This window comes from Streptomyces rectiviolaceus, assembly GCF_039533825.1.
Taxonomy (GTDB): domain Bacteria; phylum Actinomycetota; class Actinomycetes; order Streptomycetales; family Streptomycetaceae; genus Streptomyces; species Streptomyces rectiviolaceus.
Genome location: NZ_BAAAUG010000201.1, coordinates 20,900 through 42,906, shown reverse-complemented (window position 1 = coordinate 42,906; position 22,007 = coordinate 20,900). Strand labels below are relative to the sequence as shown.

The 22,007-nt window shown below is 71.2% G+C and carries 13 protein-coding genes and 1 pseudogene; 8 read left to right on the top strand and 6 right to left on the bottom strand.

All coding sequences use genetic code 11. The features are described from left to right. Window positions 1-231: 231 nt before the first annotated feature. A complete protein-coding gene (locus tag ABD378_RS40585) occupies window positions 232-1,062 on the top strand; it encodes an AraC family ligand binding domain-containing protein (RefSeq protein WP_344529869.1) in 831 nt (276 codons plus the stop codon). 414 nt (window positions 1,063-1,476) lie between these two features. After that, window positions 1,477-5,403: an nSTAND1 domain-containing NTPase gene (locus ABD378_RS40580; RefSeq protein ID WP_344529867.1), complete on the top strand. Its 3,927-nt coding sequence runs from the start codon at window positions 1,477-1,479 to the stop codon at window positions 5,401-5,403. Between the two features lie 65 nt (window positions 5,404-5,468). On the opposite strand, the gene ABD378_RS40575 is transcribed toward ABD378_RS40580, so the two are convergent. Continuing rightward, entirely contained in the window at window positions 5,469-5,882 is a 414-nt protein-coding gene (locus ABD378_RS40575; protein ID WP_344529865.1) for a hypothetical protein, read from the bottom strand. Window positions 5,883-5,967: 85 nt separating this feature from the next. After that, a complete protein-coding gene (locus tag ABD378_RS40570; RefSeq protein WP_344529863.1) occupies window positions 5,968-6,357 on the bottom strand; it encodes a hypothetical protein in 390 nt (129 codons plus the stop codon). A 296-nt stretch (window positions 6,358-6,653) separates the two neighbouring features. Between ABD378_RS40570 and ABD378_RS40565 the strand changes: the two genes are divergently transcribed. The 3 genes from ABD378_RS40565 to ABD378_RS40555 all read left to right on the top strand — a co-directional run bounded on the left by ABD378_RS40565 (window position 6,654) and on the right by ABD378_RS40555 (window position 11,254). After that, entirely contained in the window at window positions 6,654-7,493 is an 840-nt protein-coding gene (locus ABD378_RS40565; RefSeq protein ID WP_344529861.1) for a cyclase family protein, read from the top strand. Beyond that, window positions 7,490-9,139 carry a thiamine pyrophosphate-binding protein gene (locus tag ABD378_RS40560; RefSeq protein ID WP_344529859.1) on the top strand — a complete coding sequence of 550 codons (1,650 nt, stop codon included), beginning with the start codon at window positions 7,490-7,492 and terminating at the stop codon, window positions 9,137-9,139. The genes ABD378_RS40565 and ABD378_RS40560 overlap by 4 nt, the downstream gene beginning before the upstream one ends. 69 nt (window positions 9,140-9,208) lie before the next feature. Beyond that, complete coding sequence (locus tag ABD378_RS40555) at window positions 9,209-11,254, top strand: glycoside hydrolase (protein WP_344529857.1); 2,046 nt, start codon at window positions 9,209-9,211, stop codon at window positions 11,252-11,254. A 128-nt stretch (window positions 11,255-11,382) separates the two neighbouring features. On the opposite strand, the gene ABD378_RS40550 is transcribed toward ABD378_RS40555, so the two are convergent. The 4 genes from ABD378_RS40550 to ABD378_RS40535 all read right to left on the bottom strand — a co-directional run bounded on the left by ABD378_RS40550 (window position 11,383) and on the right by ABD378_RS40535 (window position 16,365). Beyond that, window positions 11,383-12,765, bottom strand: coding sequence for an amino acid permease (locus ABD378_RS40550; protein ID WP_386546575.1), 1,383 nt, complete (start codon window positions 12,763-12,765; stop codon window positions 11,383-11,385). Window positions 12,766-13,122: 357 nt separating this feature from the next. After that, window positions 13,123-14,484 (bottom strand): NAD-binding protein, encoded by a 1,362-nt coding sequence (locus ABD378_RS40545; RefSeq protein WP_344529853.1) that lies wholly within the window; start codon window positions 14,482-14,484, stop codon window positions 13,123-13,125. Between the two features lie 157 nt (window positions 14,485-14,641). After that, the gene (locus ABD378_RS40540) at window positions 14,642-15,397 is read right to left on the bottom strand and encodes an ANTAR domain-containing protein (protein WP_344529851.1); all 756 of its coding nucleotides are present in this window, start codon (window positions 15,395-15,397) and stop codon (window positions 14,642-14,644) included. A gap of 278 nt (window positions 15,398-15,675) precedes the next feature. Next, window positions 15,676-16,365 carry an alpha/beta fold hydrolase gene (locus tag ABD378_RS40535; protein ID WP_344529849.1) on the bottom strand — a complete coding sequence of 230 codons (690 nt, stop codon included), beginning with the start codon at window positions 16,363-16,365 and terminating at the stop codon, window positions 15,676-15,678. An 893-nt stretch (window positions 16,366-17,258) separates the two neighbouring features. Here ABD378_RS40535 and ABD378_RS40530 point away from each other — a divergent pair. The 3 genes and pseudogenes from ABD378_RS40530 to ABD378_RS40520 form a co-directional block, all read left to right on the top strand. Then, entirely contained in the window at window positions 17,259-19,418 is a 2,160-nt protein-coding gene (locus ABD378_RS40530) for a hypothetical protein (protein WP_344529847.1), read from the top strand. Between the two features lie 244 nt (window positions 19,419-19,662). After that, window positions 19,663-21,201, top strand: a complete 1,539-nt coding sequence (pelF, locus tag ABD378_RS40525) for a GT4 family glycosyltransferase PelF (protein WP_386543083.1) — start codon at window positions 19,663-19,665, stop codon at window positions 21,199-21,201. Beyond that, window positions 21,198-22,007: pseudogene (locus ABD378_RS40520) on the top strand (hypothetical protein); the annotation flags it as partial. The gene pelF and the pseudogene ABD378_RS40520, both read left to right, overlap by 4 nt.

The window sequence follows — 22,007 nt, the reverse complement described above, 5'->3', positions numbered from 1 at the left end:
GGCTGCCAGCAGCGCCACGGCACCGCCCCCGAAGCGCAGCAGCGCGGCCACGGTGTGTGGCACCTGTTCCACCACCGACTTGGAGCTGGAAAAGGCGCTGCCCCACAGCACCATAGTGATCATCAGCAGCAGATACGGACTGCTCGGTCCCGTCTTCGTTCGCATGCCCCGACGATGGCGGCCTGGCCCCCCACCCGTCTTGAACGCTGGTGCGCACGCCAGAATGAAGCCATGGGAGCGGGGCAGAGTTGGGCACGGTACTGGCGGGACGGAACGCGCCCGCTGGAGGCCATGCACGCACACTTCCTCGACCACGTGTACCCGCCGCACAGCCACGACACATACTCCTTCGGTATCACCGACGCCGGCGCTCAGCGCTTCCGCTGCCGCGGCGCGGCCCACACCAGCGGCGCCGGGATGGTGATGGCATTCAATCCGGACGAGGTGCACGACGGTCAGGCCGCAGCGGAGCTGGGCTACCAGTACCGCATCGTGCACATCGGGCCCGCTGTGGTGCGCCAGGTCCTCGCCGACGCCACCGACGGCCGCTCCGACTCCATGCCGCTCTTCGTGCAGCCCGTTCTGACCGATCCCGTGCTCGCCGACGCCCTCGCACGCCTGCACGCCGCTCTGGTCACCCGCCAGAATCCACTTCTACGGGACGAGCGCCTGACCGCGGCCGTCACCGCGATGTCACACCGCGGCGCGACCCGGGCACCCCACCTGCGAACGCCGGCCAGGGGTGCGCAGCGAGAGGTCGCCCGAAGGGCCCGTGCGCTGCTGCACGATGCCTACCTCGAACCGGTCCGGGCCGACTTCCTGGCCCGGACCGTCGGCTGCAGCCGATTCGCCCTCTACCGTGCCTTCCGCGCCGAGTTCGGCATGGCTCCGAGCGACTACCAGCGCCAGCTCCGTCTGCGCCGCGCCCGCCACCTGCTGACGACCGGCGCCACATCCGCCGACGCGGCTGCTGCCGCCGGCTTCGCCGACCAGGCCCACTTCAGCCGCTGGTTCCAGCGCACCTACGGCATCACACCGAGCACCTTCCAACGAGCCCGCTGAGCGCAACCTGAGCATCTCGTGATCGTTCACGTGGGTATGAGGAATGTGAAGCGTGTCGTCGTTGCCCTGACCGTTGCAACCGCAGCCCTCGCTGTGGCCGGCCCCGCTCATGCGGGCGATGGTCCCAGCGGTGACGGCGAGGGAGGTATCAACCTCCCTGACAGGCCGAACGAGATCGTCGACGGGGTGCGAACGGGCCTTGACGTGGCGGCAACGAGCTGGGAGGTGGCGGGCCGGTCGGCCCGCTGAGAGTCGAGTCCGAAGGGTGCCTTTGCGGGCGCTGGGCCCTGGTTGATCAGCGGCTCGTTTCCGATACCCCACATCAATCGCAGACCCCTTGGCCTGGAACGTTCTTGTAGGCCTCGGCCCGAGTTCGTAGCGTGCGGGCTGTTCGATTGATCCACGGGGGATGTAATGGGACGAAACGAACGACCGATCGATCCTGCTTCCGGGCCCGTCAGCCGGTTCGCGTACGAGTTGCGCAAGCTGCGGAAGGAAGCAGGAAGCCCGACCTACAGGGCCATGGCGGCGCAGGTCGACTATTCGGCGACCGCCCTGTCCCAGGCGGCGGCCGGCGAAAGGCTCCCGTCCCTGCCCGTGGTGCTGGCCTACGTCCGGCTGTGCGGCGGGGACCCGGAGACCTGGGAGGAGCGCTGGCACGACGCGGCCCAAGAGGCAGCGGCTCTGCCGGCCGGTGACGAAGAGGCCCGGGCCGATGCTCCGTATCGAGGGCTCGCGCGGTTCGAACCCGGTGATCAAGCTCTGTTCTTCGGCCGCGGGCCGCTGACCGAGGCGCTGCTCCGGATGGTGAGCGAGCACCGCTTCACGATGGTGATCGGCCCCTCGGGCAGCGGCAAGTCGTCGTTGCTGCGCGCCGGTCTTCTTCCGGCCCTGCGCGCCGGTGCCCCGCCACCGGCGCCCCTGTCAGCGATCCGGATCCTCACTCCCGGCCCCCATCCGATGAAGACTCATGGCGCGGCGCTTGAGGTCACGGGGAGGGACGACGGGGGGTGCGTCCTGGTCGTGGTCGACCAGTTCGAAGAGCTCTTCACGCTCTGTCAGGACCCGTCCGAGCGCGCCCGGTTCGTCGAGAAGCTGCTGACGGCCCTGGACCCCGGCAGCCGATTACGGCTCGTCGTCGGGGTGCGAGCAGACTTCTACGGTCGCTTCCTGACGTACGGGCCGCTGGCCGCCGCCGTACGGGATGCCAGTCTGCCGGTCGGCCCGATGACCCCCGCCGAGCTGCGCGACGCCATCGTGCAACCGGCCGCCGCCCAGGGCCTGATCGTGGAGCGCGCCCTGACCGCACGCCTCATCGAGGAGGTCGGACAGGAGCCGGGCGGGCTGCCGCTGCTCTCGCACGTACTCCTGGAAATCTGGCGTCGCCGCCGCGGCCGCACCCTCACGCTGGACAGTTACACGGCGGTGGGCGGCCTGCACGGCGCGATCGCGCAGACCGCGGAGGACGCCTACCGCTCGCTCACTCCTGAGCAGAGCGTCGAGGCCCGCCGCGTGTTGCTGCGCCTGATCACTCCGGGGCACGGTTCCCCTGACACGCGTCGGCCTGCGCCGCGCGATGAATTCGGCAGCGGTGACACGGCCACCGACACGGCCACCGACGCGGCTCTCGAAGCGCTGGCCCGCGCCCGGCTGATCACCCTGGACGACGACACGGTCGAGCTGGCTCACGAAGCTCTCATCGGAGCCTGGCCCCGGTTGCGCGGGTGGATCGAGGAGTGCCGCGAACAGCTCATCACCCACCACAAGTTGACCGAGGCCACCACCGCCTGGGAGGCGCTCGACCGCGACCCAGGGGCGCTCTACCGGGGCACGCGGCTGAGCGTGGCCGAGGAGCACTGCGGCACTACGGCCCCGGGTCTGCCGACGCCCGATCGCGCCGCACCCGGGGCGATGGTTCCCCCGCGCACCCAGGCGGATCTCACTCCCGGCGAGCGCGCGTTCCTGACCGCCAGCATCGAGGCCCGGGAGGAGGAGCGGCGTGGCCGGGCGCGTCGCGACCGCGCCGTGCGGGTTCTCGCCGTCGGCCTGGCCGCGCTGCTTGCCGTGGTCACCGGTATCTCTCTGTACGCCGTCGACGAGCGGCGCGACGCCGTGCGCGAGCACCGCCTAGCCCTGTCCCGGCAACTGGCCGCGCAGGCCTTGCGCCTGGCCCCGTCCCGGCCGGAAGCGGCCAAGCTCCTGAGTGTCGAGGCCTACCGCACCGCCGCCACCCCGCAGGCGCGGGGCGCGCTGTTGACCATGGCCGCCTACGGATACCACCTGGGCGAACTGACCGGACACGCCGACGCTGTCTCCGACGCCGTCTTCGCCCCCGACGGACGCACCCTCGCCTCGGTCTCCCGCGACCGCCGCGTCATGCTCTGGGACACGGAGCGCCGACGGCGCACCATGAACCTCGATGGTCACCGCACCTGGCTGCGGGCCGTGGCCATCAGTCCGGACGGCCGCACCCTGGCCAGTGGCGGCGACGATACGAACGTCGTGCTGTGGAACACCGCGACCGGGCGACGCATCGCGGTCTTGAAGGGTCACACGGGCATGGTCAGAACCATCGCGTTCAGCCCGGACGGCCGCTCCGTCGCATCGGCGGGCGCCGATGGCGTCGTGCTCGTCCGCACCCTCGACAGCCGCCGGAGCGCGTCGGCCCACCCCACGTCCCATGCGTGGAAGGGACATGACGGCGGCGTCGTCGAAGTGGAGTTCAGCCCGGACGGCCGTACCGTCGCATCGGCCGGAGATGACGGAACGGTCCGGCTCTGGCCGATGCGGGGCGGGGATCGACCGGCCGCCACGCTGCGCGCCCACACCGGGCCTGTGACAAGCCTCGCGTTCAGCCCCGGCGGCCGCACCCTGGCCAGCGCGGGCGAGGACAAGAACGTCGTGCTGTGGAACACCGCGACCGAGCGACGCACCGCGTCCCTCAAAGGGCACACGGGGCAGGTCAAGGCGCTCGCCTTCGCTCCGGACGGCCGCACCCTGGCGTCCGGCGGCCTTGACCGCACCATCCTGCTGTGGGACACGCGACGGGCGACCCGCACCGCCATCCTCACCGGCCACGGAACCAACGTCTACAGCCTGGCCTTCGCACCCCCCACGCGCACACGGCCCGACCGCACCGCCGCCGGGCCGGGCACACGCGGCGCGGCGCGTGCAGGGCAACTGCTCGCCTCCGCCGGGGAGAACGGGACGATCACTCTTTGGGATCCGTCCAAGGCCGCGCTGTCCGGGCACAGCGATCGCGTGAACAAAGCGATCTTCAGCCCCGACGGCCGCACGATGGCCACCGCGAGCGACGATGGCACGACCACGCTGTGGAACACCCGCAACGGCACCCGCGCCGGAACCTTGCGCGAGCGCTCCGGAGCCGTCAACTCCGTGGCCTTCAGCCCCGACGGCCGCACCCTGGCCACCGCGTCGGGCTCCCCCTTTCACCCGCCCCGTGCCAAGGCCAACGCCGTCACTCTGTGGCGCACTGCCGGACCCCGAAGCCCCCGACGGCTCGTCGGGCACACCGACCGGGTCCTCGACGTCGCGTTCAGCCCCGACGGCCGCACCCTGGCCACCGCGAGCGGCGATGGCACGGTGGTCCTGTGGGACTCCCGCCGCGGAACACGCATCGCCCTGCTGCGCCACGCCCCCGACCCGGGTCTACGCGACGGCCGTCCCACGGGGGGGCCGGCCAAGCAACCACCACCCCCAACCCCTCCCGGCGGCGACTTCGGACTGCGCCGCGGCGTCAACGCCGTGGCCTTCAGCCCGGACGGCCGCACTCTCGCATCGGCAGGACACGACGGAGTCGCCCTGCTGTGGGACGTTCCCTCACGCCGGCAGCGCGCCGCCCTCACGGGCCACACCGGATCCCTGCGCGCCCTCGCGTTCAGCCCGGACGGCCATACGGTGGTCACCGCCGGCCTCGACCACAAGGTCCTCCTTTGGGACGTGGCCCGCGGCACCCGCCAAGCCGCCCTCCCCGGAGAACACTCCGCCCTCGCCGCAGTGTTCAGCCCCGACGGCCGCACCCTGGCCACCGCCGACGCGGACACCGCCGTGACCCTGTGGGACACCGCGACGCGCCGCCAGCACGCCGTCCTGACCGCGCACAGCCGCCAAGTCCGCAGCCTCGCCTTCAGTCCCGACGGGCGCACCCTGGCCAGCGCCGGAGTCGACGGCACCACGGTGCGGTGGAGCACCGGTGCGGAACGTACCGCCCGGCAACTGTGCGATGCCGTAGCCCGAGACCTCACCTCGCAGGAATGGGACCGCCTCGTACCTGGAACCCCGTACCACCGCACCTGCACCGAACACCCTGACACCTCCTGAGCCCACCCAGAACGGAGACACCGGGAGCCGACCCCCCTCGCCGGCTCCCGGTCACCTCGGCCCGACTAGCAGCGGATGTCCAGGATGTTGATGTTCTGCACATCGCGGACCTTGTGCCAGCCTGGCCCGATCCATCCCCTCGCCCGCTTGACCTTGCACCCGGTGCCCACCCAGTACCCGTCGACGTCCTTCACGCCTACGCTGCGGCCGTTCTGCCCAGGCCTGAGGGTGCGCCAGGTCGACCGGTCATAGCGCTTGCCCCAGTCATTGGTGATCAACAGGCTGTACCGGTCATCGCGGTTGTGGACATTGCCGCAGAAGCCCAGCGTGCAGTCACCTTGAAGACGTACGTCTGTGGATGTGGATGTGGATGCGGGTGCGGGTGCCGCTGCTGCGGCGCTCCCCGTCGCAACCGGCGTGGACACCGCGATGGCAGCGCTTGCCGCCAGCACGACGATGAATGAGTGCTGTGATCGCAATGGATTCCTCCCTAGATCGGACTGACCCACGGGTGTGGTGTGGGGCTGTCGCGCGGCCCGCGTGGACCGCGCGACAGCCCGTGCGTCAGTACGCGATCAGGCCGCCCGTGCTGCGGTCGAACTTCAGGTAGAACTTCTTGCCGTTGGCGACGTCGGTCACGGCCGTGTCCCACACACCCTGCGAGAGCCAGCGCTTGGGGTAGCACTTGTGCGGCTGGCCCGCGCCCTGGTAGAAGCAGGCCTGCACATTCGCGCCGATCGTCGCCTTCACGTTGACGTCGGCGCAATTGGGGGTGGTGGTGGCCCAGTTCGGGTAGGCCGGCCACACCTTGTTCGTCGTGCTGAAGCTCTTTGCGCTGCCGTAGCAGGACATCGGGGAGACGTCCGCCGAAGCCGCGGTGGCGCCGCCGACGAGCAGTCCTGCGGCCAGGGTGCCCGTGGCAAGGGCCGTGGTGATCTTCCTGCGAGTGCGCATGGTTCTCCTTCGCCCTGTGAGTGTCCGGGGATCCCGCCGCGGACGCGAGGTGCGAATCCCGTGGGACATCGCACCCGCCGATGGCGGCGGACCCGGCCTTGCACCACGGATTTCAGTGGGCGGGCGATTGATTAGCACCCCGTCTTCGTGCTGCTAATCAATGGCAGGCGTGTGTTGAGTTCCGCGAATCCTGGCGGCTCGGCGCCGGTGAAGAGCTGGACTCCGAAGGGCATGCCCGGTCGGCGCGCCTCGCCCGGGCGCTTGTGCGGTCCCGTCGGTGCCTTCAGGATGCAGGCATGCCTGAGCCAACGTCAGCATCCGCAGCCGCCGCGTCGGGTTCCTCGTCACCTTCCGTTCTCGCCGCCCTGGTGGCCGGGTTGCGTGGTGGCGCGATCGAAGTCGTCGACCTCACCGCGCCGTTGTCGTCCACCACGCCGGTGCTTGAACTGCCGCCGGAGTTCGGGCAGACCAAGGTGTTCGAACTGGAGGAGATCAGCCGGTACGACGACCGGGGGCCCGCCTGGTACTGGAACAACTTCCGCACCGGCGAGCACACCGGCACCCACTTCGACGCACCCAACCACTGGGTCACCGGCAAGGACCTCGCCGACGTCGCCTCGGTGCCCGCCCACCAGCTGGTGGCTCCCGCGGTGGTGCTCGACTTCACCGACGAGGTCGCCAAGGACCCCGACTTCCTCATCGAGGTGGAGCACATACAGGCGTGGCAGAACCGGTACGGTGCGCTGCCCGACGGCGGCTGGCTCCTGGTGCGGACCGGGTGGAGCAGCAGGTCGTACGCGCAGGAGCCGTTCCTCAACGCCGACGAGAACGGGCCGCACACGCCGGGCCTGTCCGCCGCGTGCGCCCGCTGGGTGGCCGAGCAGTCGCCGGTGGTCGGGCTCGGCGTGGAGACGGTGGGCACCGACGCGGGCCGTGCGCACGCTTTCGAGCCGGCGTTTCCCTGCCACTCGTACCTCATGGGCAGCGGCAAGTACGGCCTCACGCAGCTGCAGAACCTGGCGGAGCTGCCGCCGACCGGGGCCGTCGTCATCGCGGCGCCGCTGCCCATCGTCTCCGGCTCCGGGGCGCCGGCGCGGGTCCTCGCCCTCGTCGAACGGGCGGGGCGGCCGTCGTGAAGGTCGCCGAAGCGGTCGGGCGGGCCCTGGTCGCGGCCGGGGCCGGCCAGGTCTTCGGTGTGGTGGGCTCCGGCAACTTCCACGTCACCAACGCGATGGTGGCGGCGGGCGCGAGGTTCGTCGCGGCGCGCCACGAGGGCGGCGCCGCCACCATGGCCGACGCGTACGCCCGCGTGCGGGGCGCCGTCGCGGTGGTCAGCGTGCACCAGGGGTGCGGGTTCACCAACGCCCTCACCGGGATCGGCGAAGCGGCCAAGAGCCGCACGCCGCTCGTCGTGCTCGCGGCGGAGGCATCGAATCCGCGCTCCAACTTCCATGTCGATCAAGGGACGTTGGCGGAGGCGGTCGGCGCACGGAGTGCCCGTGTGACGTCGGCGGCCGACGCCGTCGCGCAGTCGTACGCCGCCGTGCGCCGCGCCGTCCAAGAGCGGTGCACGGTCGTGCTCAACCTTCCGCTCGACGTACAGGCACTGGACGTTCCGGACCCGGACCGCGCCCTGGCCGCCGTCGTACCGCCGCCCCCGCGCCCCGCCGTCACACCCGCCGACGGGGACATCGCGGCCCTCGCCGAGATCCTCGCGCACGCCGAGCGCCCGGTCCTCGTCGCCGGACGCGGCGCGCGCGGCCCCGGCTGTCGCCAGGCGCTTGAGGCGCTCGCAGGGAGTTGCGGTGCGCTCCTGGCGACGTCGGCGGTGGCCCGCGGTCTGTTCCAGGGCGACCCGTGGTCGCTCGATGTGGCGGGCGGGTTCTCGTCGCCGCTCGCCGCCGAGTTGATCCAGGGTGCCGACGTGATCGTGGCCTTCGGCTGTTCGCTCACCATGTGGACGACGCGGCATGGGCGGCTCATCGGCCCGGACACGACCCTGGTCCAGGTCGACGACGACCCCACGGCGCTCGGCACGCACCGCCCCGTCCATCTCGGCGTCACCGGCGACGTGCTCCTGACGGCGGAGGAGACGCGCAGCGCGCTGGGGGACAACGGCGGCCTGGGCTACCGCACCCCCGCCACGGCCGACGCGCTCGCCGCGCGTCTGAGCTGGCGCGACGTACCGTACGAGGACACCGGCACCCGGGACCGCATCGACCCGCGCACGCTCAGCATCGCCCTCGACGGCATCCTTCCCGCCCAGCGCGTGATCGGCGTCGACTCGGGCAACTTCATGGGCTACCCGACGATGTACCTGTCCGTCCCCGACGAACAGGGCCTGTGCTTCACCCAGGCCTTCCAGTCCATCGGCCTCGGCCTCGCCACCACGATCGGCGCGGCCCTGGCCCGCCCGGACCGCCTCGCGGTGGCCGCGCTCGGCGACGGCGGGGCCCTGATGAGCGCCGTCGAACTCGATACGGTGCGCAGGCTCGGACTGCCCATGGTGATCGTCGTCTACAACGACGAAGCGTACGGAGCGGAGGTCCACCACTTCGGCCCGCACGGATTCCCGCTCGGCACGGTCGAGTTCCCGCCCACCGACATCGCCGCCGTGGCCCGTGGCTACGGCTTCGAGGCGGTGACCGTGCGTACGCCCGCCGACCTGAAGGCCGTACAGGACTGGGTCGCGGGCCCGCGGGCGGCGCCGCTGCTCGTCGATGCCAAGGTGGTGCGGGAGCACGGGGCTTGGTGGCTCGAGGAGGCGTTCCGCGGACACTGAGTGCGTGGTCGTCCGATGCGGGACTTGGCTCTTAGAAGTCTCTTAAGCGCTCCTCTGATACTCGCGATCATGGACCAATCCAAGAACGCCCCACAGAGGGAGCAGAGGGAACAGAGGGAGCAGTGGCGCAATCGCTGGCTCGGGACAGCCGTCGCGCTCGTCGTCACCGGAACCACCGCATCGGCGGGCTACGCCGCCGTGGTGGGCCCCGATGCCAAGTCCTCGCAGGCCAGGGTTCCCAGGGTGCACGGCGGTTCCGTGGACTTCGAGGTGGCCGGCGGCACCGCCACGGTCGACACCTCCGCGCTGCGGGTGACGGGGCGCACCGAAGGCGGGGAGGTTGTTCCCGTTTCCGATGCCGCGGCTGACGACTTGGGCAGGCCCAGCCGGGTGGAGGTGGACGGGTCTCGTGCCCGGTGGTCGTATGCCGCCAAGGGCCTGAAGGTCACCGCGGCCAGTGAAGCGGGCCGACTGCGGATGACGGTTCAGGCTGAGAAGGACGGCGCACTCGCATGGCCCGTCACCGGCAAGGGGAAGGACTCCGATGCCGCGGACGCCTCGCTGCAGGTGCCCCGGGGTGAGGGGCTGTCCGTGCCGACCACGGACCGGTTCTGGAACTCGAAGGCAGCGGGTCTGGCCGGCACCGAGGCGGAATTGGACACCGGCTCCCTGACCCTGCCGCTGTGGGGATACAGCACGGGCGGACATGGCGTCAGCTACCTCGTGCCGGAGAGCATCGGCAGTTCACTGGCCTTCGCCTCGAAGGGCGGCCGATTGAGCGCGACGGCGAAGCATGAGTTCTCCCGGCGGGAGAAGACCCTCGGCTACACCGTCACCTTCGCCCTCACCTCTGGTTCGCCCGTCGCGCCGGGCAGCGACTACCACCGATGGCTGCGTCAGCACGGCCAGTCGCGCACCCTCAAGCAGAAGATCGCGGAGAACCCCGAGATCAAGAAGCTGCTCGGGGCCGAGCACGCGTACCTGTGGGGCGGCGCCCGCGAGGCAGAGGCCGTCGAGAAGCTGCGCGAACAGGGGAACACCCGGCTATGGCTCGGCTATGACGCCGACGGCAGCCCCATGAGCAAGGAAGCGGTGGCGACCGCCGAGCGGGAGGGCTATCTCGTCGGTCCGTACGACACCTACGCCAACGGCCAGGACCCGGAGGTCGCCGACACACCTGTGTCGAAGTGGCCGGGCAAGGTCTACCCCGACTTCTGCGTGCGCGACTGGAAGGGTGAGATCAAGAAGGGGTTCGGAGACCGCGGCTGCTATCTCAGCTCTCAGGCGTTCGCCAAGTCCGAACCCACTCGGTCCTATCTCGCCCGGCACGCCAAGGAGATGACCAAGAACGGCGTCAACAGCGTCTTCCTCGACGTCGATGCGGCGGGAGAGCTCTTCGCGGACTTTTCCGAGAACCACCCGATGACCAAGAAGCAGGACCGGGCCAACCGCATGGAACGCATGCGCACGCTTGCGGACAAGGAAGGCTTCGTCCTGGGGTCGGAATCCGCCGTCTCCTGGTCGGCGCCGGTGCTCGCGTTCTCCCACGGGTCTCAGACGCCGGTGAACGACAACCTGTGGCCGTACCAGAAGGACAAGGCGTGGGGTGCCTACTATCCGGACGATGCTCCCGGGTTCTTCTTCAAGCCCACCACGCTTCCGGACGCGCTGGCGAAGTCGATGTACGACCCCGCCTACCGTGTGCCGCTGTACCAGACCGCACTGCACGACTCCCTCATCAGCACGGACCGCTGGGAAATGCCCTACGGCAAATTCCCCGCGCAGAAGAGGGACCGTGCGCTGATGTCCGTGCTCTACAACACGCCGCTCAACTTCGTTCTCGGCGACGAGAACCTGGAGGCCGCGGGCACGGAGATGGCCAGGCTGCAGCAGTACTTCGCCCCGCTGCACAAGGCGGCGGGCACGGAACGGATGACCGACTTCCGGCGGCAGACCAAGGACCACACGGTCCAGCGTTCGGTCTTTGGCGACGGCGTCCTGACCGTGACGGCCAACTTCGGCGCGAAGCCGCACCATGGCCTGCCGGCCGGCTGCGTGGACGCCAAGCTGAAGACGGATCCCGAGCCGCGTCGCCTCTGCCCGGCGGACGGCTGACGCCGCTCGCTCAGTAGATGACCGGACATCGGCGTAGGGGTCCCCCGAGCGCCTGGCCGGGGCAGGCCGGGCGTGGGGGAGGCCCCCGCGCCCGGCGGCCGGAGAGTCGGAGCAGCGGATGCGGCGCGCTACGGCTTGGTGAGCGCGTCCCCTGCCTTCCCCGCGCCTCCCGCGTCTGCCGAGTCTCCCGTGCCTCCCGCGTCCGAGCGCAGCCGGTCGCGGATCAGTGAGATCGCCACGACCAGTGCCGCCACCAGCATGGACAGGACCACCTGCTCGCGTCCGGCGTCATCGGTGAGCATGTAGACCAGGACGAACGAGATCATCGCGATGGTCACCCAGGTCAGGTACGGGAAGAGCCACATCCGTACGACGAGCTTCTCCGGCGACTCGCGCAGCAGGATGGGGCGCATCTTCAGCTGGGTGAAGCAGATGACGAGCCAGACGAACAGCGCGACCGCACCGGAGGAGTTGAGCAGGAACAGGAACACCGTGTCGGGCCACTGGTAGTTGAAGAAGACCGCGACGAAGCCGAAGACGACCGAGCCGAGAATCGCGGCCTGCGGCACGCCCCGGCTGTTCGTGCGGGCGAACGCCTTGGGCGCGTCGCCGCGCTCGCCGAGCGAGAAGGCCATGCGTGAGGCGGTGTACAGGCCGGAGTTCAGACAGGACAGCACGGCGGTGAGCACGATCACGTTCATGATCTGGCCTGCGTGCGGGATCCCGATCGCGTCGAGCGCGGCCACGTACGAGCCCTTCTCCGCGATCGCGGGGTCGTCCCAGTTGAGCACGGACACCACGATCAGGATCGAACCGAGGTAGAAGATGCCGATCCGCCAGATCACGCTGTTGGTGGCCTTGGTGACGGCACGCCGCGGGTCCTCGGACTCGCCGGCGGCGAGGGTGACGATCTCGCTGCCCATGAAGGAGAAGACGACCATCAGGATGCCGGTGAGGATCGCTCCTGGGCCGTTGGGCAGGAAGCCGCCGTGGCCGGTGAGATGGGCGAGGCCCACGGCTTCGTGGCCGGAGCCGGGCAGTACGCCGAAGACCGCGAGCCCGCCGATCACGATGAAGGCGGCGATGGCGACGACCTTGATCCCGGCGAACCAGAACTCGAACTCGCCGTAGGAGGCGACCGAGGCCAGGTTGGTCGCCGTGAGGACCACCATGACGATGAGGGCCCAGCCCCACTGCGGGACCGCGGGCACCCATCCCTCGAGTATCTTCGCGCCTGCCGTGGCCTCGACGGCAAGGACCACGACCCAGAAGAACCAGTACAGCCAGCCGATGGAGAAGCCGGCCCAGCGGCCGAGTGCCTGGTCGGCGTAGGCGGAGAACGAGCCGGACGAGGGGCGGGCCGCGGCCATCTCGCCGAGCATCCGCATGACGAAGACGACCATCGTGCCGACCAGGGCGTACGACAGCAGGATGCCGGGGCCCGCGGCCGCGATGCCGGAGCCGGAGCCGACGAACAGGCCGGCGCCGATGACACCGCCGATCGCGATCATCGACAGGTGGCGGTTCTTCAGCCCGGCGCGGAGGCCGTCCGCGGAAGGCGGCTGCCCTGTGTCACGGGGTGGCGATGCCACGTCGGTGTTCGTGGGGTGCGCGCTCATGTTCGGTCCTTCTGGGGGGACGGAATGGGGCCAAGGCCGGTCTGGTGGTGGGGGTCTTTCCCATGCCGAGCGCGGGTGGGACGACGGTGGGTGCGATCACCAGCAAGGCCGATCCCCGGTGGCAGGCCGTGGGTCACCCGGCGTGCGGAATCGGGGTACGCAGAAGAGGTACGCAGAAGATAGGAGCGAGGGCGGCCGGGCCACCATGGACACATGTCACGAGCGGCGGAGCTCTGTTCAGACAAATGCTCAAACGCGGTCGAGGGCGGCGAGCGGGGCGTCGTGTTCCTGCGGGTGGTCGCAGCGGTCCGCGAGCGGCCATGCGACGAAGGCGCCGTCCGCCCGCTGCACCAGTAGCCGCTTGCCGTGTGTCACGACGCCCCGCGGCCGCAGCCCGCTCAGGCTCGCGGTCGTGTACGCGGCGGTCAGACTGTTGAGGTCGTGGACGTGGCCGATCCGGAACAGGGAGCGGGTCTCGGCGATGGCCTCGTGCTCGCCCGCGCGCATGACCACCCGCAATTCGGGCGCGACGGCCAGCGCCGCCACCGACACCGCGATGTTGTCGAGGTCGTCGGAGGCCACGGCGGCGAGTGCCTGCGCCTGCCCGAGGCCGAGCGTGCTCAGCACGAAGCGGTCACTCGCGTCGGCGACGACCACGGGCACCCCTAGAGCCCTGGCCAGGCGCAGGTTCGGCGCTGCCGGGTCCCGCTCGACCGCGATCACGCCGATGCCCAGGGCCTGCAGCTGGGTGCACAGGCGCAGGCCGACCTGCCCGAGCCCGACGACGATGACGTGGCCGGACCGGGGCAGCGCACGGGAGCCCACGATGCCGACCGCGCGCGGTCCCAGCAGGCGTTCGACCATGCCGGCCGTGAAGACGGCGGTGAAGACGATGGTGACGAGCATGGCGACGGCGGAGAAGAGCAGATAGGTGCCCGAGCCGTGGGCGGCGGCCGGGCCGACGGCGGATACCGTCCGTGCCGCCTCGAACAGTGCCTCGACGGGGGAGCGGTGGTGGAAGGCCACGGCCCAGGCCCAGTCGGCGAGCAGCACCATGAGCAGCCCGGCCAGGCCCGTCAGCATGATCCGCGAGCTGCCGTCGTGCGGTCGCAACTGCCCCTGGATCCTGCCGAGACGGGCCCGGTATCGCAGCGAGCGCGGCGGCCGCCACGTCTCCAGGAGGACCGCGTCGTCCTGCCAGCGGGCGCCGATGTGCTCCGTGGGTGTCCGGGTGAGGCTCAGCAGATCGGGCTGGAGGCAGGCCGCGAGGAGCACGGGCGCGGCGACGTCGGCCGGGGAGGTGACCTGGCAGTTCGGCAGCACGCGCAGGAGCTGCTCGCTGACGGTACGGTCGAAGACCGTCACGACCAGCTTGACGTGGGGGCGGATGTGCTCCACGGCCAGCGCGTAGCGCAAGGACTCGACGTCGTCGTCGAGGAGGACCGCGACGCCTGCGACCTCCCGCCGCAGCGCCCGGCGCAGATCCTCGTCCGTGGGACGGTCGAGGTGGCGCACAAGGTGTCCGGCCGTCTGCAGCTGCCCGCAGACCCTGCGTGCCATGTCGCTGCCGATCACCACGAAGTACCGCTGCGGCGCTGTGTTCTCGGGCATCGCGTACGTGCTCCCTCGCCTCTCGGGTGGTGAGAACGCTAAGGGCGCGGACCGCCTGTGTACTCGAGCAGGTGTCTGACATCGAGCGCCGTCAGTCGTACGACTGCACAAGGGGCGACCCGGCGGCACACGACCCGGTGGGAGTGAGGCGGGGGGATCAGCGTTCGGGCTCGAGCAGGGTGTCCGCGACGGCGCCGTTCAGGACCTGGCGTGCCACGTCGGTGAGCTTGAGCCGTCGGTTGCGGGCATACGTCCGCATGCGGATGAACGCCTGGTCGGCGCTGCAGCCACGGGAGTTGGAGAGGAACCCCTTGGCCTGCTCGATGAGGATCCGGGACTCCAGGGAGCCCTGGAGCTGCGCGATCTGTGTCTTCTGTCCTTGCAGCACCTGCTGTTGAATCACGCAGATGGCGGCGGTGTCCGCCAGCGCCTGGGCCAGTCGCAGCTGGGCGTCGTCCAGCGGTCGCGGCCGGTCATGGAGGAGGCTCAGGGCACCGACCACCGTGTCCTGGCACCGCAGCGGGACCGTCGCGACCGAGGTGAAGCCAAGCAGCAGGGCGCGCGGCGTGAACCGGGGCCACCGTTCACAGGCGGCATCGACGTCCAGCCGGAGCTCGGATATGCGCGCCGGGGCGCCGCAGCAGTCCCGGCACGGGCCCTCGTCCAGTTCGAGGCCGAACAGCTCCAGGGCGCGGGTGTACTCGTCGGAGGCCGCGACCTCCACGACCTGGCCGTGCGGAACGTCCAGCAGGATGCCGGCCGCCGATACGTCCAGCAGGTCCACACAGTGCTCCGTCAGCGTGTGCAGGACATCGGGCACGCTCACATCACACACCAGTGGGGCAGCGAGGTCCACGGACGCGTGCGCGGACGCCGGGCGCTCCTGGCGCCGCCTCTCGGACATGGCGGTCATGCCGCCTCTCCCTTCCGTGGCACACCGTCCACAGCATCCGGTGACCGTACGCCGGGAGTTCGTCGTGTGGAAGTCGGTGTGAGGGACCGGCCGCAGAGGGCCGGGGGACGTGTCCCGCCGGCGACGGAACCGCGGCTCCCCTCGTCGACGGTCGCCCTGAACCAGCAACAGAACTGAGTTCACGCTCAGTTGAGGAATTCACGGAATCCTCTCCACGCTACCGCGATCGGTCGGCACATGTCAGACCGTGGGTGCCGTCAAGGGCGGCACGATCCTCGTCACCGCGGCGTACCGGTGGGGGGAAACCGACCGGCGATCTCGGGAGGGAGATCCGCGAGGCCAAGGAGCGCCGCCACGGCCCGCGCGGTCAAGTCGTGCCATGCGGCGGCTCGTCCCAGCATGGCGTGGCCACTGCCGTGCATCGGCACATGGGCCGCCTCGGCGCCCGCGGCGGCGGCCCGCGCCGCGAAGTCCAGGGACGATCTCGGATCGGTCGTACGGTCCTTGTCGCCGTGCAGCAGCACCACGCGCCGGCCGCGCAGGTGCGCCACCGGCTCTCCGGCGGGGCACCAGGGTGCGAGCCCGATCACGCCTCGCACCAGCGGGTCCCCGGCGGCCCGCAGCGCGGCGCGGGCCCCCATGGAGTGCCCCACCAGGATGGTGGGCACCTCACCTGCGAGCAGTTCCAGCTCACGCAGGGCACGGCGGGCGTCCTGCGCCGCGTCCTCCCGCTCTCCGTTCCAGCCCCGGAAGCGATAGCGCACCCGGCCGATCAGCACCCCGCCTTCCGACGTGGACCGACGGATCGCTCCCTCGAAGAGACGCAGCCGTGCGCCCGGCGGATCCCACGGCGGGGGCGCGGCGGTCCCGTGCTCGCGGCCGCCGTGCAGCAGGAGCACGGCGGCACGTGGCTTCTCGACCGGGCCTCTCGGCTCCAGCGCCGAGCGGTTGCCGTCGCGGAAGGGCACAGGGACTCCTCGACTTGTCTTCCGTTGCCCGCTCTTCCCTTGCCCGCCCAGTGCACAGGGCGCGAGCCGACCTCGTCCAGCCTCTCACCGTCCGCCGGGCGCGCCCGCACTGCCTCGGGCGCCGAGAGCGGAGGAGGAGGCGGCGGCAGCGTCCGGGCGGAGGAGGCTCGGCCTCGACGTTCCGCCGGGATCACCGACATCCGCCGCCGCCCCCGTGCGTCCGGGATCCCTCACAAACCCTTCGGACGCCAGTGATTCGTCGGCGAGCGCGTGTCGGATTGGTTCCTCGGCGCCATCTGCCGCCCCGCGTCCCCGGGTGCTGATCCACGGCTCCTGGATCCCGGAGGACGCCCACCATTCACCGGAACGACGGGCAGACTCCGCGGAAAATGCAAGAGCGCCGACCGCGCGCCCCTGAACGCGCCCTGAAATGCGCCCCCTCATGGTCACAGAACGCGCTTGCTGTGCAGGTCAGAACGCGCTTTCCAAGAGAACGTGCCGCGACGCGGATCTCGCTCACTTGGCTGATTCGACGCGGTTCGGCGCGCCGACGATTTGGGTGCCCCCCGAACGGGCCGAGGATTGGCGCGTGTACCCAGCACCTACCGAGGTCCGGGGATCAGCGACCCCTCTGAGCGGCCACGGCGTGCTGGAACGCCCGGCTCCGCGCGGTCATCTCCCGCCCCGCGTCCCTCATTTCGCACCTCTAAGGGGTCGCCATCCTTTTTCCGCCAGGTTTCACAGAATCAGCACAGACCCCACAGGTGGGCCGCACTATGTGACGCGTCAGAGCGACACGGATACACACTGCGATGTGTGACGGTGTCGTTGGGGGGCGGGCCGTGGGGTGGAGACATCCCCTGTGCCCGACCGCGGAGGGGACCACACACCGCATGAATCACACCGCGCGAGCGGCGGCTCTCGGCGCCGCCGCTCTGCTTCTCGCGCTCTCGCTGCCCGGCAACCCGGCCTCGGCGGCCGCGCTGCCACGCATCGATCTACGCGTCCTGGTGGTGACCGACGGAGGCCCCGCCACCGCCGCGATCACCGCCGAACTCGACGGCCAGGGAACGCCGTACACCACCGTCGACCTGCGGCAGGGCGGCCGTCCTGTGATCGACGCCGCGTTCCTCGCCGACAGCGTGGACGGCAGGCCGCGCGCCAAGTTCCAGGCCGTCGTGCTGCCCAACGACAATCCGTTCGGGGCAGGTTCGGCCGAGATGGCCGCCCTCGCCTCCTACGAGCAGACCTACGCCGTCCCGCAGGTGGACGCCTACACCTACGCGAGGCCCGAAGCGGGCCTGCAGACACCGGAGTTCAGCGGCTCGCTCGACGGGGTGCGGGCCCAGGTGACCGCATCGGGCAAGAGCGGCCCCTTCGGCTATCTCGCGGGCCAAGTGCCCTTCGAGGACAACGCGCCCGCCACGAGCGAGAGTTACGGCTTCCTGTCGAAGCCCGCGCCGGGCGCCGACTTCACGAGCTACGTGGACGCGCCGATCCCCGGTGCGTCCGGCCGTGGCTCGCTCGTGGGCGAGTACCGCCACGACGGGCGGCGCGAGCTGGTGGTGACCTTCGTCTACAACCAGCATCAGCAGCAGTTCAGGCTGCTCGCCCGCGGCATCGTCGACTGGATGACCCAGGGCGTCCAACTCGGCTCGTCCCGCAACTACTTCGCCGTGCACATCGACGACGTCTTCGGGGCCGACGACCGCTGGGACAGCGAGCTCAACTGCACTCCCGGCGACGTGGACTGCCCGCCGGGGCAGGGCACGCCCGACCCGATCCGTATGACGTCGGACGACGCGGCCTACGCGGCCCAGTGGTCCAAGGGCCGCAAGTTCCCGCTCGACATGGCCTTCAACGGCGGCGGCAGCGAGCTCTTCCGCGAGGAGAACGGCGGCGCGGACCCCCTGGCGGACCGGCTCATCGCCGACCGGAATGAGCACCGCTGGGTCAACCACACGTACAACCACCCCTTCCTCGGCTGCGTCCAGGACGTCAGCATCGTGCCGTGGACCTGCGCGAAGAACGCCGACGGCAGTACGCGCTACGTCTCCCGTGCCGAGATCTCCCAGCAGATCTCCGACAACCGCAACTGGGGTCAGCGGGCCGGACTCCCGCTGGAGAGCGGCGAGTTGGTCACCGGCGAGCACTCCGGCCTCAAGGTGCTTCCCCAGCAGCCCGACGACAACCCGAACCTGAGCACGGCCCTGCGGGACAACGGCGTGACGTGGCTCGGCTCGGACAACTCCCGGGACAGGGCGCAGCGTCCGGTGGGCGCCGCCCTCACCGTGCCGCGCTACCCGATGAACGTCTTCTACAACGCGGGCCGCACCAGCGAGCAGATCGACGAGTACAACTGGATCTACACCCGCAAGGCGGACGGAGGCAGCGGCGTCTGTGAGAACTCCTCCGTCGCCACCTGCCTGGAGCGCCCCCTCGACACCACCACCGGCTACCAGGACCACATCGTGCCGGTCGAGTCGACGATCGCGCTCGGGCACGTCCTGGCGAACGACCCCCGGCCGCACTTCATCCACCAGTCGAACCTCGCCGAGGACCGCATCGCGTACCCCGTCCTCGGCTCCGTCCTCGACACGTACGGCGCGCTGTTCGCGGACAACGCCCCCGTGGTCAACCTGCGCACGGCCGACATCGGCGGCGAGCTGCGCTCCCGCGCGGCCTGGGACACGGCCGTCAAGGCAGGCCGCGTCACCGCCTACCGGATCGGCGGCACAGTGACGGTCCAGGCCCCGTCCGGCGTGGCCGCCCGCGCCACGATGCCCGCCGGGACGGTCCAGCAACTCCTCCTGGGTACCGACCCGTTCGGGTCCGCCTACGCGGGACGAACTTCCGGCTGGGCATCCCCGTCACTCCTGCAGAGCCGGGTCACGCTCAACCTGCCGACCGCCCCCACGGCGGGCAGGGCGGCGGCCGAGCAGGCCGACATCCCTGAGGCGGCCAAGGAACTGCCCGTCCCGTCCGGGGTCACCCGGTACGTGAAGCCCGGCACCGGCGGCCACACGCCACGCGCGCTGCCCGCCCGGCGCTGACCCTCCGGTCGCACCCGGTGGCCGGCCGGCCCCTCCCGGCCCGCCACCGGGCCCACGCCAGGCGCCGCCCACGCCCGGCGTCCCACACCGCCCCGCCGTCCAGGGGCCGCACACCGCACCACCATCCCCCCGCGCCCGTACGTCCCGTATGCCGCCGTTCACGGAACTCGCCGCACCCCGGTCCACCGGGGCGGGCGGTGCCGTCGGCTCCCTCGCGTTCGTATCTCACCCGCGGAGCCCCACCATGCCCGACTCGCCCTCAGCCGTGCCGATATCGGCACCCTTCTCCATGCCGTCGCCCCGCCCCGCAAGGACCCGCGTCACCCTGCTGACCGAAGGCACCTATCCGCACAGCCACGGTGGCGTCAGCGTCTGGTGCGACCAACTCGTCCGGGGCATGCCCGACGTCGACTTCGGTGTGCTCGCCGTGACCGGCACCGGCCGCGAGAGCCTCGCCTGGGAGCTGCCGCCGCACGTCGACGAGCCCGTCTGCCTGCCCATGTGGGGCCCGACCCCCGCCGGATCTGCCCCGCGTGGCCGCAGGCGACGCCAACTCCTCGGCTCCTACGAGCAGTTCCTCACCGCGCTGCTCGACCCGGCCGCCGAGCACGGCTTCGCCCCCGCACTCCACGAACTCGCCCGGCACGCCCGCGACGGCGCCCTGGTCCCCGCGCTGCGCACCGACCGCGCGGTGCACGTCCTGACCTCCGTGTGGAACGCCCCCGGGCGCGCGACCGCCGAGGCGCGGCCGACGCTGCACGACGCGGTCACCGCCACCAGCCTGCTCGAACACGCGCTGCGGCCGCTCGCCGCCCGGCCTCCCGAGCACGGTGTCGCGCACGCGGTCAGCGGCGGCATAGCGGCCCTGCCCGGCCTGGTGGGGCGTCAACTCAACGGCGTACCACTGCTGTTGACCGAGCACGGCGTGTATCTGCGCGAGCGCTACCTCGGCTACCGCACGGGCCCGTACAGCTGGCCCGTGAAGGCCCTGCTGCTCGGATTCTTCCGGCTGCTCGCCGAAGAGACGTACCGCCAGGCCGCCCTGATCACCCCGGGCAACCGCTACAACCGCCTGTGGGAGGAGCGCGGCGGCGCGGAACCGTCCCTCATCCGCACCGTCTACAACGGAGTGGACCCCGAGGCCTTCCCGCCCGCGGGCCCCGAGCCCCTGAGCCCCACCCTGAGCTGGGCGGGCCGCGTCGACCCGATCAAGGACCTGGAAACCCTCATCCGCTGCTTCGCCCTGGTCAGGCAGGAGATACCGGACGCCAGACTGCGCCTGTTCGGCGGCACACCGCGCGGCGGCGAGGCCTACCGCGAGCGCTGTGAGGCGCTGGCCGCCGAGCTCGGCCACGGCGACGCGGTGGTCTTCGAGGGTCGCGTCGAACACATCAAGGACGCCTACTCCGCGGGCAATGTGGTGATGCTGTCCAGCATCAGCGAGGGCTTCCCCTTCACCCTGATCGAGGCGATGTCCTGTGGGCGGGCCACCGTCTCCACCGATGTCGGCGGCGTGCGGGAGGCCGTGGGCCCCACCGGGCTCGTGGTGCCGCCGCGCGCCCCGGAGGCCATGGCGCGGGCCGTCGTCGAACTGCTCCGCGATCCCGGGCGGCGCGCCGCGATGGGCGAGGCGGCCCGGCTGCGGGTGATCGAGCAGTTCACGCTCCGGCAGACGGTGGACGCCTTCCGTTCGATCTACGAGGAGTTGGCCACCCCCGGTCAACAAGCCCCAGCAGCAGTGGAGTTCGCAGCACAGCGCGTCTCGGGCGAGGTGGCGGGATGAGCGGCCCGCTCCCTCTCAGGCCGCGCGGCAGGATTCCCGGCTGGGCGGAGAACGACGACGCCTCCAGCGCGGACGACACCCTCGCCCTGCGCCTGGCACGTCCCCCGCGCGCCCTCGCCGACGACGACCGGCCCCGCATACGCCCCGGCGTCGCACTGCGTCCCGCCCGGGCCGACGACCCCGTCGACCGGCTCGCCGCCGAACTCGCCGAGGAGGCGGGCGCGGCCGTGCACGCCTACGAAGTCGCCGCGCTCCTGGAGTCGCAGGGCCTGACCGGCGACAGGATCCAGGAGACCTATGGCCACCCCGATCTGTTCTCGCTGGCCGACGCCGTCTTCCGGCGGGTGCCGCGCAGCCATCCGAAGCCGCCTGTGCCGCCCGACCCCTGGCGGCCCGACCACCTGCGCTGCGCCCTGCGGGGGCTGCTCTTCGCACTGCCCGGCACGGCGTACGTACTGGCGCAGGGTTCGTGGGGGTCAACCAAAGGGCTGTACGGTCTCATCGCCGCCGCCCTGGTGTCCTGGGCCTGGTCCCAGGCGCTGAGCCACCGGGCGTACAGCAGGCTCGCGGCCGGGCGGCACGAGGCCGGGCGCACCCTGCTGGTCGGCGCGCCGCTCGGCATCGTGGCCGCGTCCGTCACCGGCCTGCTGGTCGCGGGCCCCGGGACCGCCGCGCTGTTCGCCGTCGGGCAGTCCTGCTATCTCGCCGCGGCCGGGCTGCTGCTGGTGCTCGGCCACGAGAAGCTTCTCGCGGCGGCGCTCCTCCCGGTCGTGGCGGGCGCGGGCGCCCCGCCCCGGGGGGGGGGG

Coding starts and splice junctions, on each gene's coding strand:
- ABD378_RS40585 (WP_344529869.1), top strand. CDS start 232: ATGGGAGCGGGGCAGAGTTGGGCACGGTACTGGCGGGACGGAACGCGC.
- ABD378_RS40580 (WP_344529867.1), top strand. CDS start 1,477: ATGGGACGAAACGAACGACCGATCGATCCTGCTTCCGGGCCCGTCAGC.
- ABD378_RS40570 (WP_344529863.1), bottom strand. CDS start 6,357: ATGCGCACTCGCAGGAAGATCACCACGGCCCTTGCCACGGGCACCCTG.
- ABD378_RS40565 (WP_344529861.1), top strand. CDS start 6,654: ATGCCTGAGCCAACGTCAGCATCCGCAGCCGCCGCGTCGGGTTCCTCG.
- ABD378_RS40555 (WP_344529857.1), top strand. CDS start 9,209: ATGGACCAATCCAAGAACGCCCCACAGAGGGAGCAGAGGGAACAGAGG.
- ABD378_RS40550 (WP_386546575.1), bottom strand. CDS start 12,765: ATGATCGCGATCGGCGGTGTCATCGGCGCCGGCCTGTTCGTCGGCTCC.
- ABD378_RS40545 (WP_344529853.1), bottom strand. CDS start 14,484: ATGCCCGAGAACACAGCGCCGCAGCGGTACTTCGTGGTGATCGGCAGC.
- ABD378_RS40540 (WP_344529851.1), bottom strand. CDS start 15,397: ATGACCGCCATGTCCGAGAGGCGGCGCCAGGAGCGCCCGGCGTCCGCG.
- ABD378_RS40530 (WP_344529847.1), top strand. CDS start 17,259: ATGAATCACACCGCGCGAGCGGCGGCTCTCGGCGCCGCCGCTCTGCTT.
- pelF (WP_386543083.1), top strand. CDS start 19,663: ATGCCCGACTCGCCCTCAGCCGTGCCGATATCGGCACCCTTCTCCATG.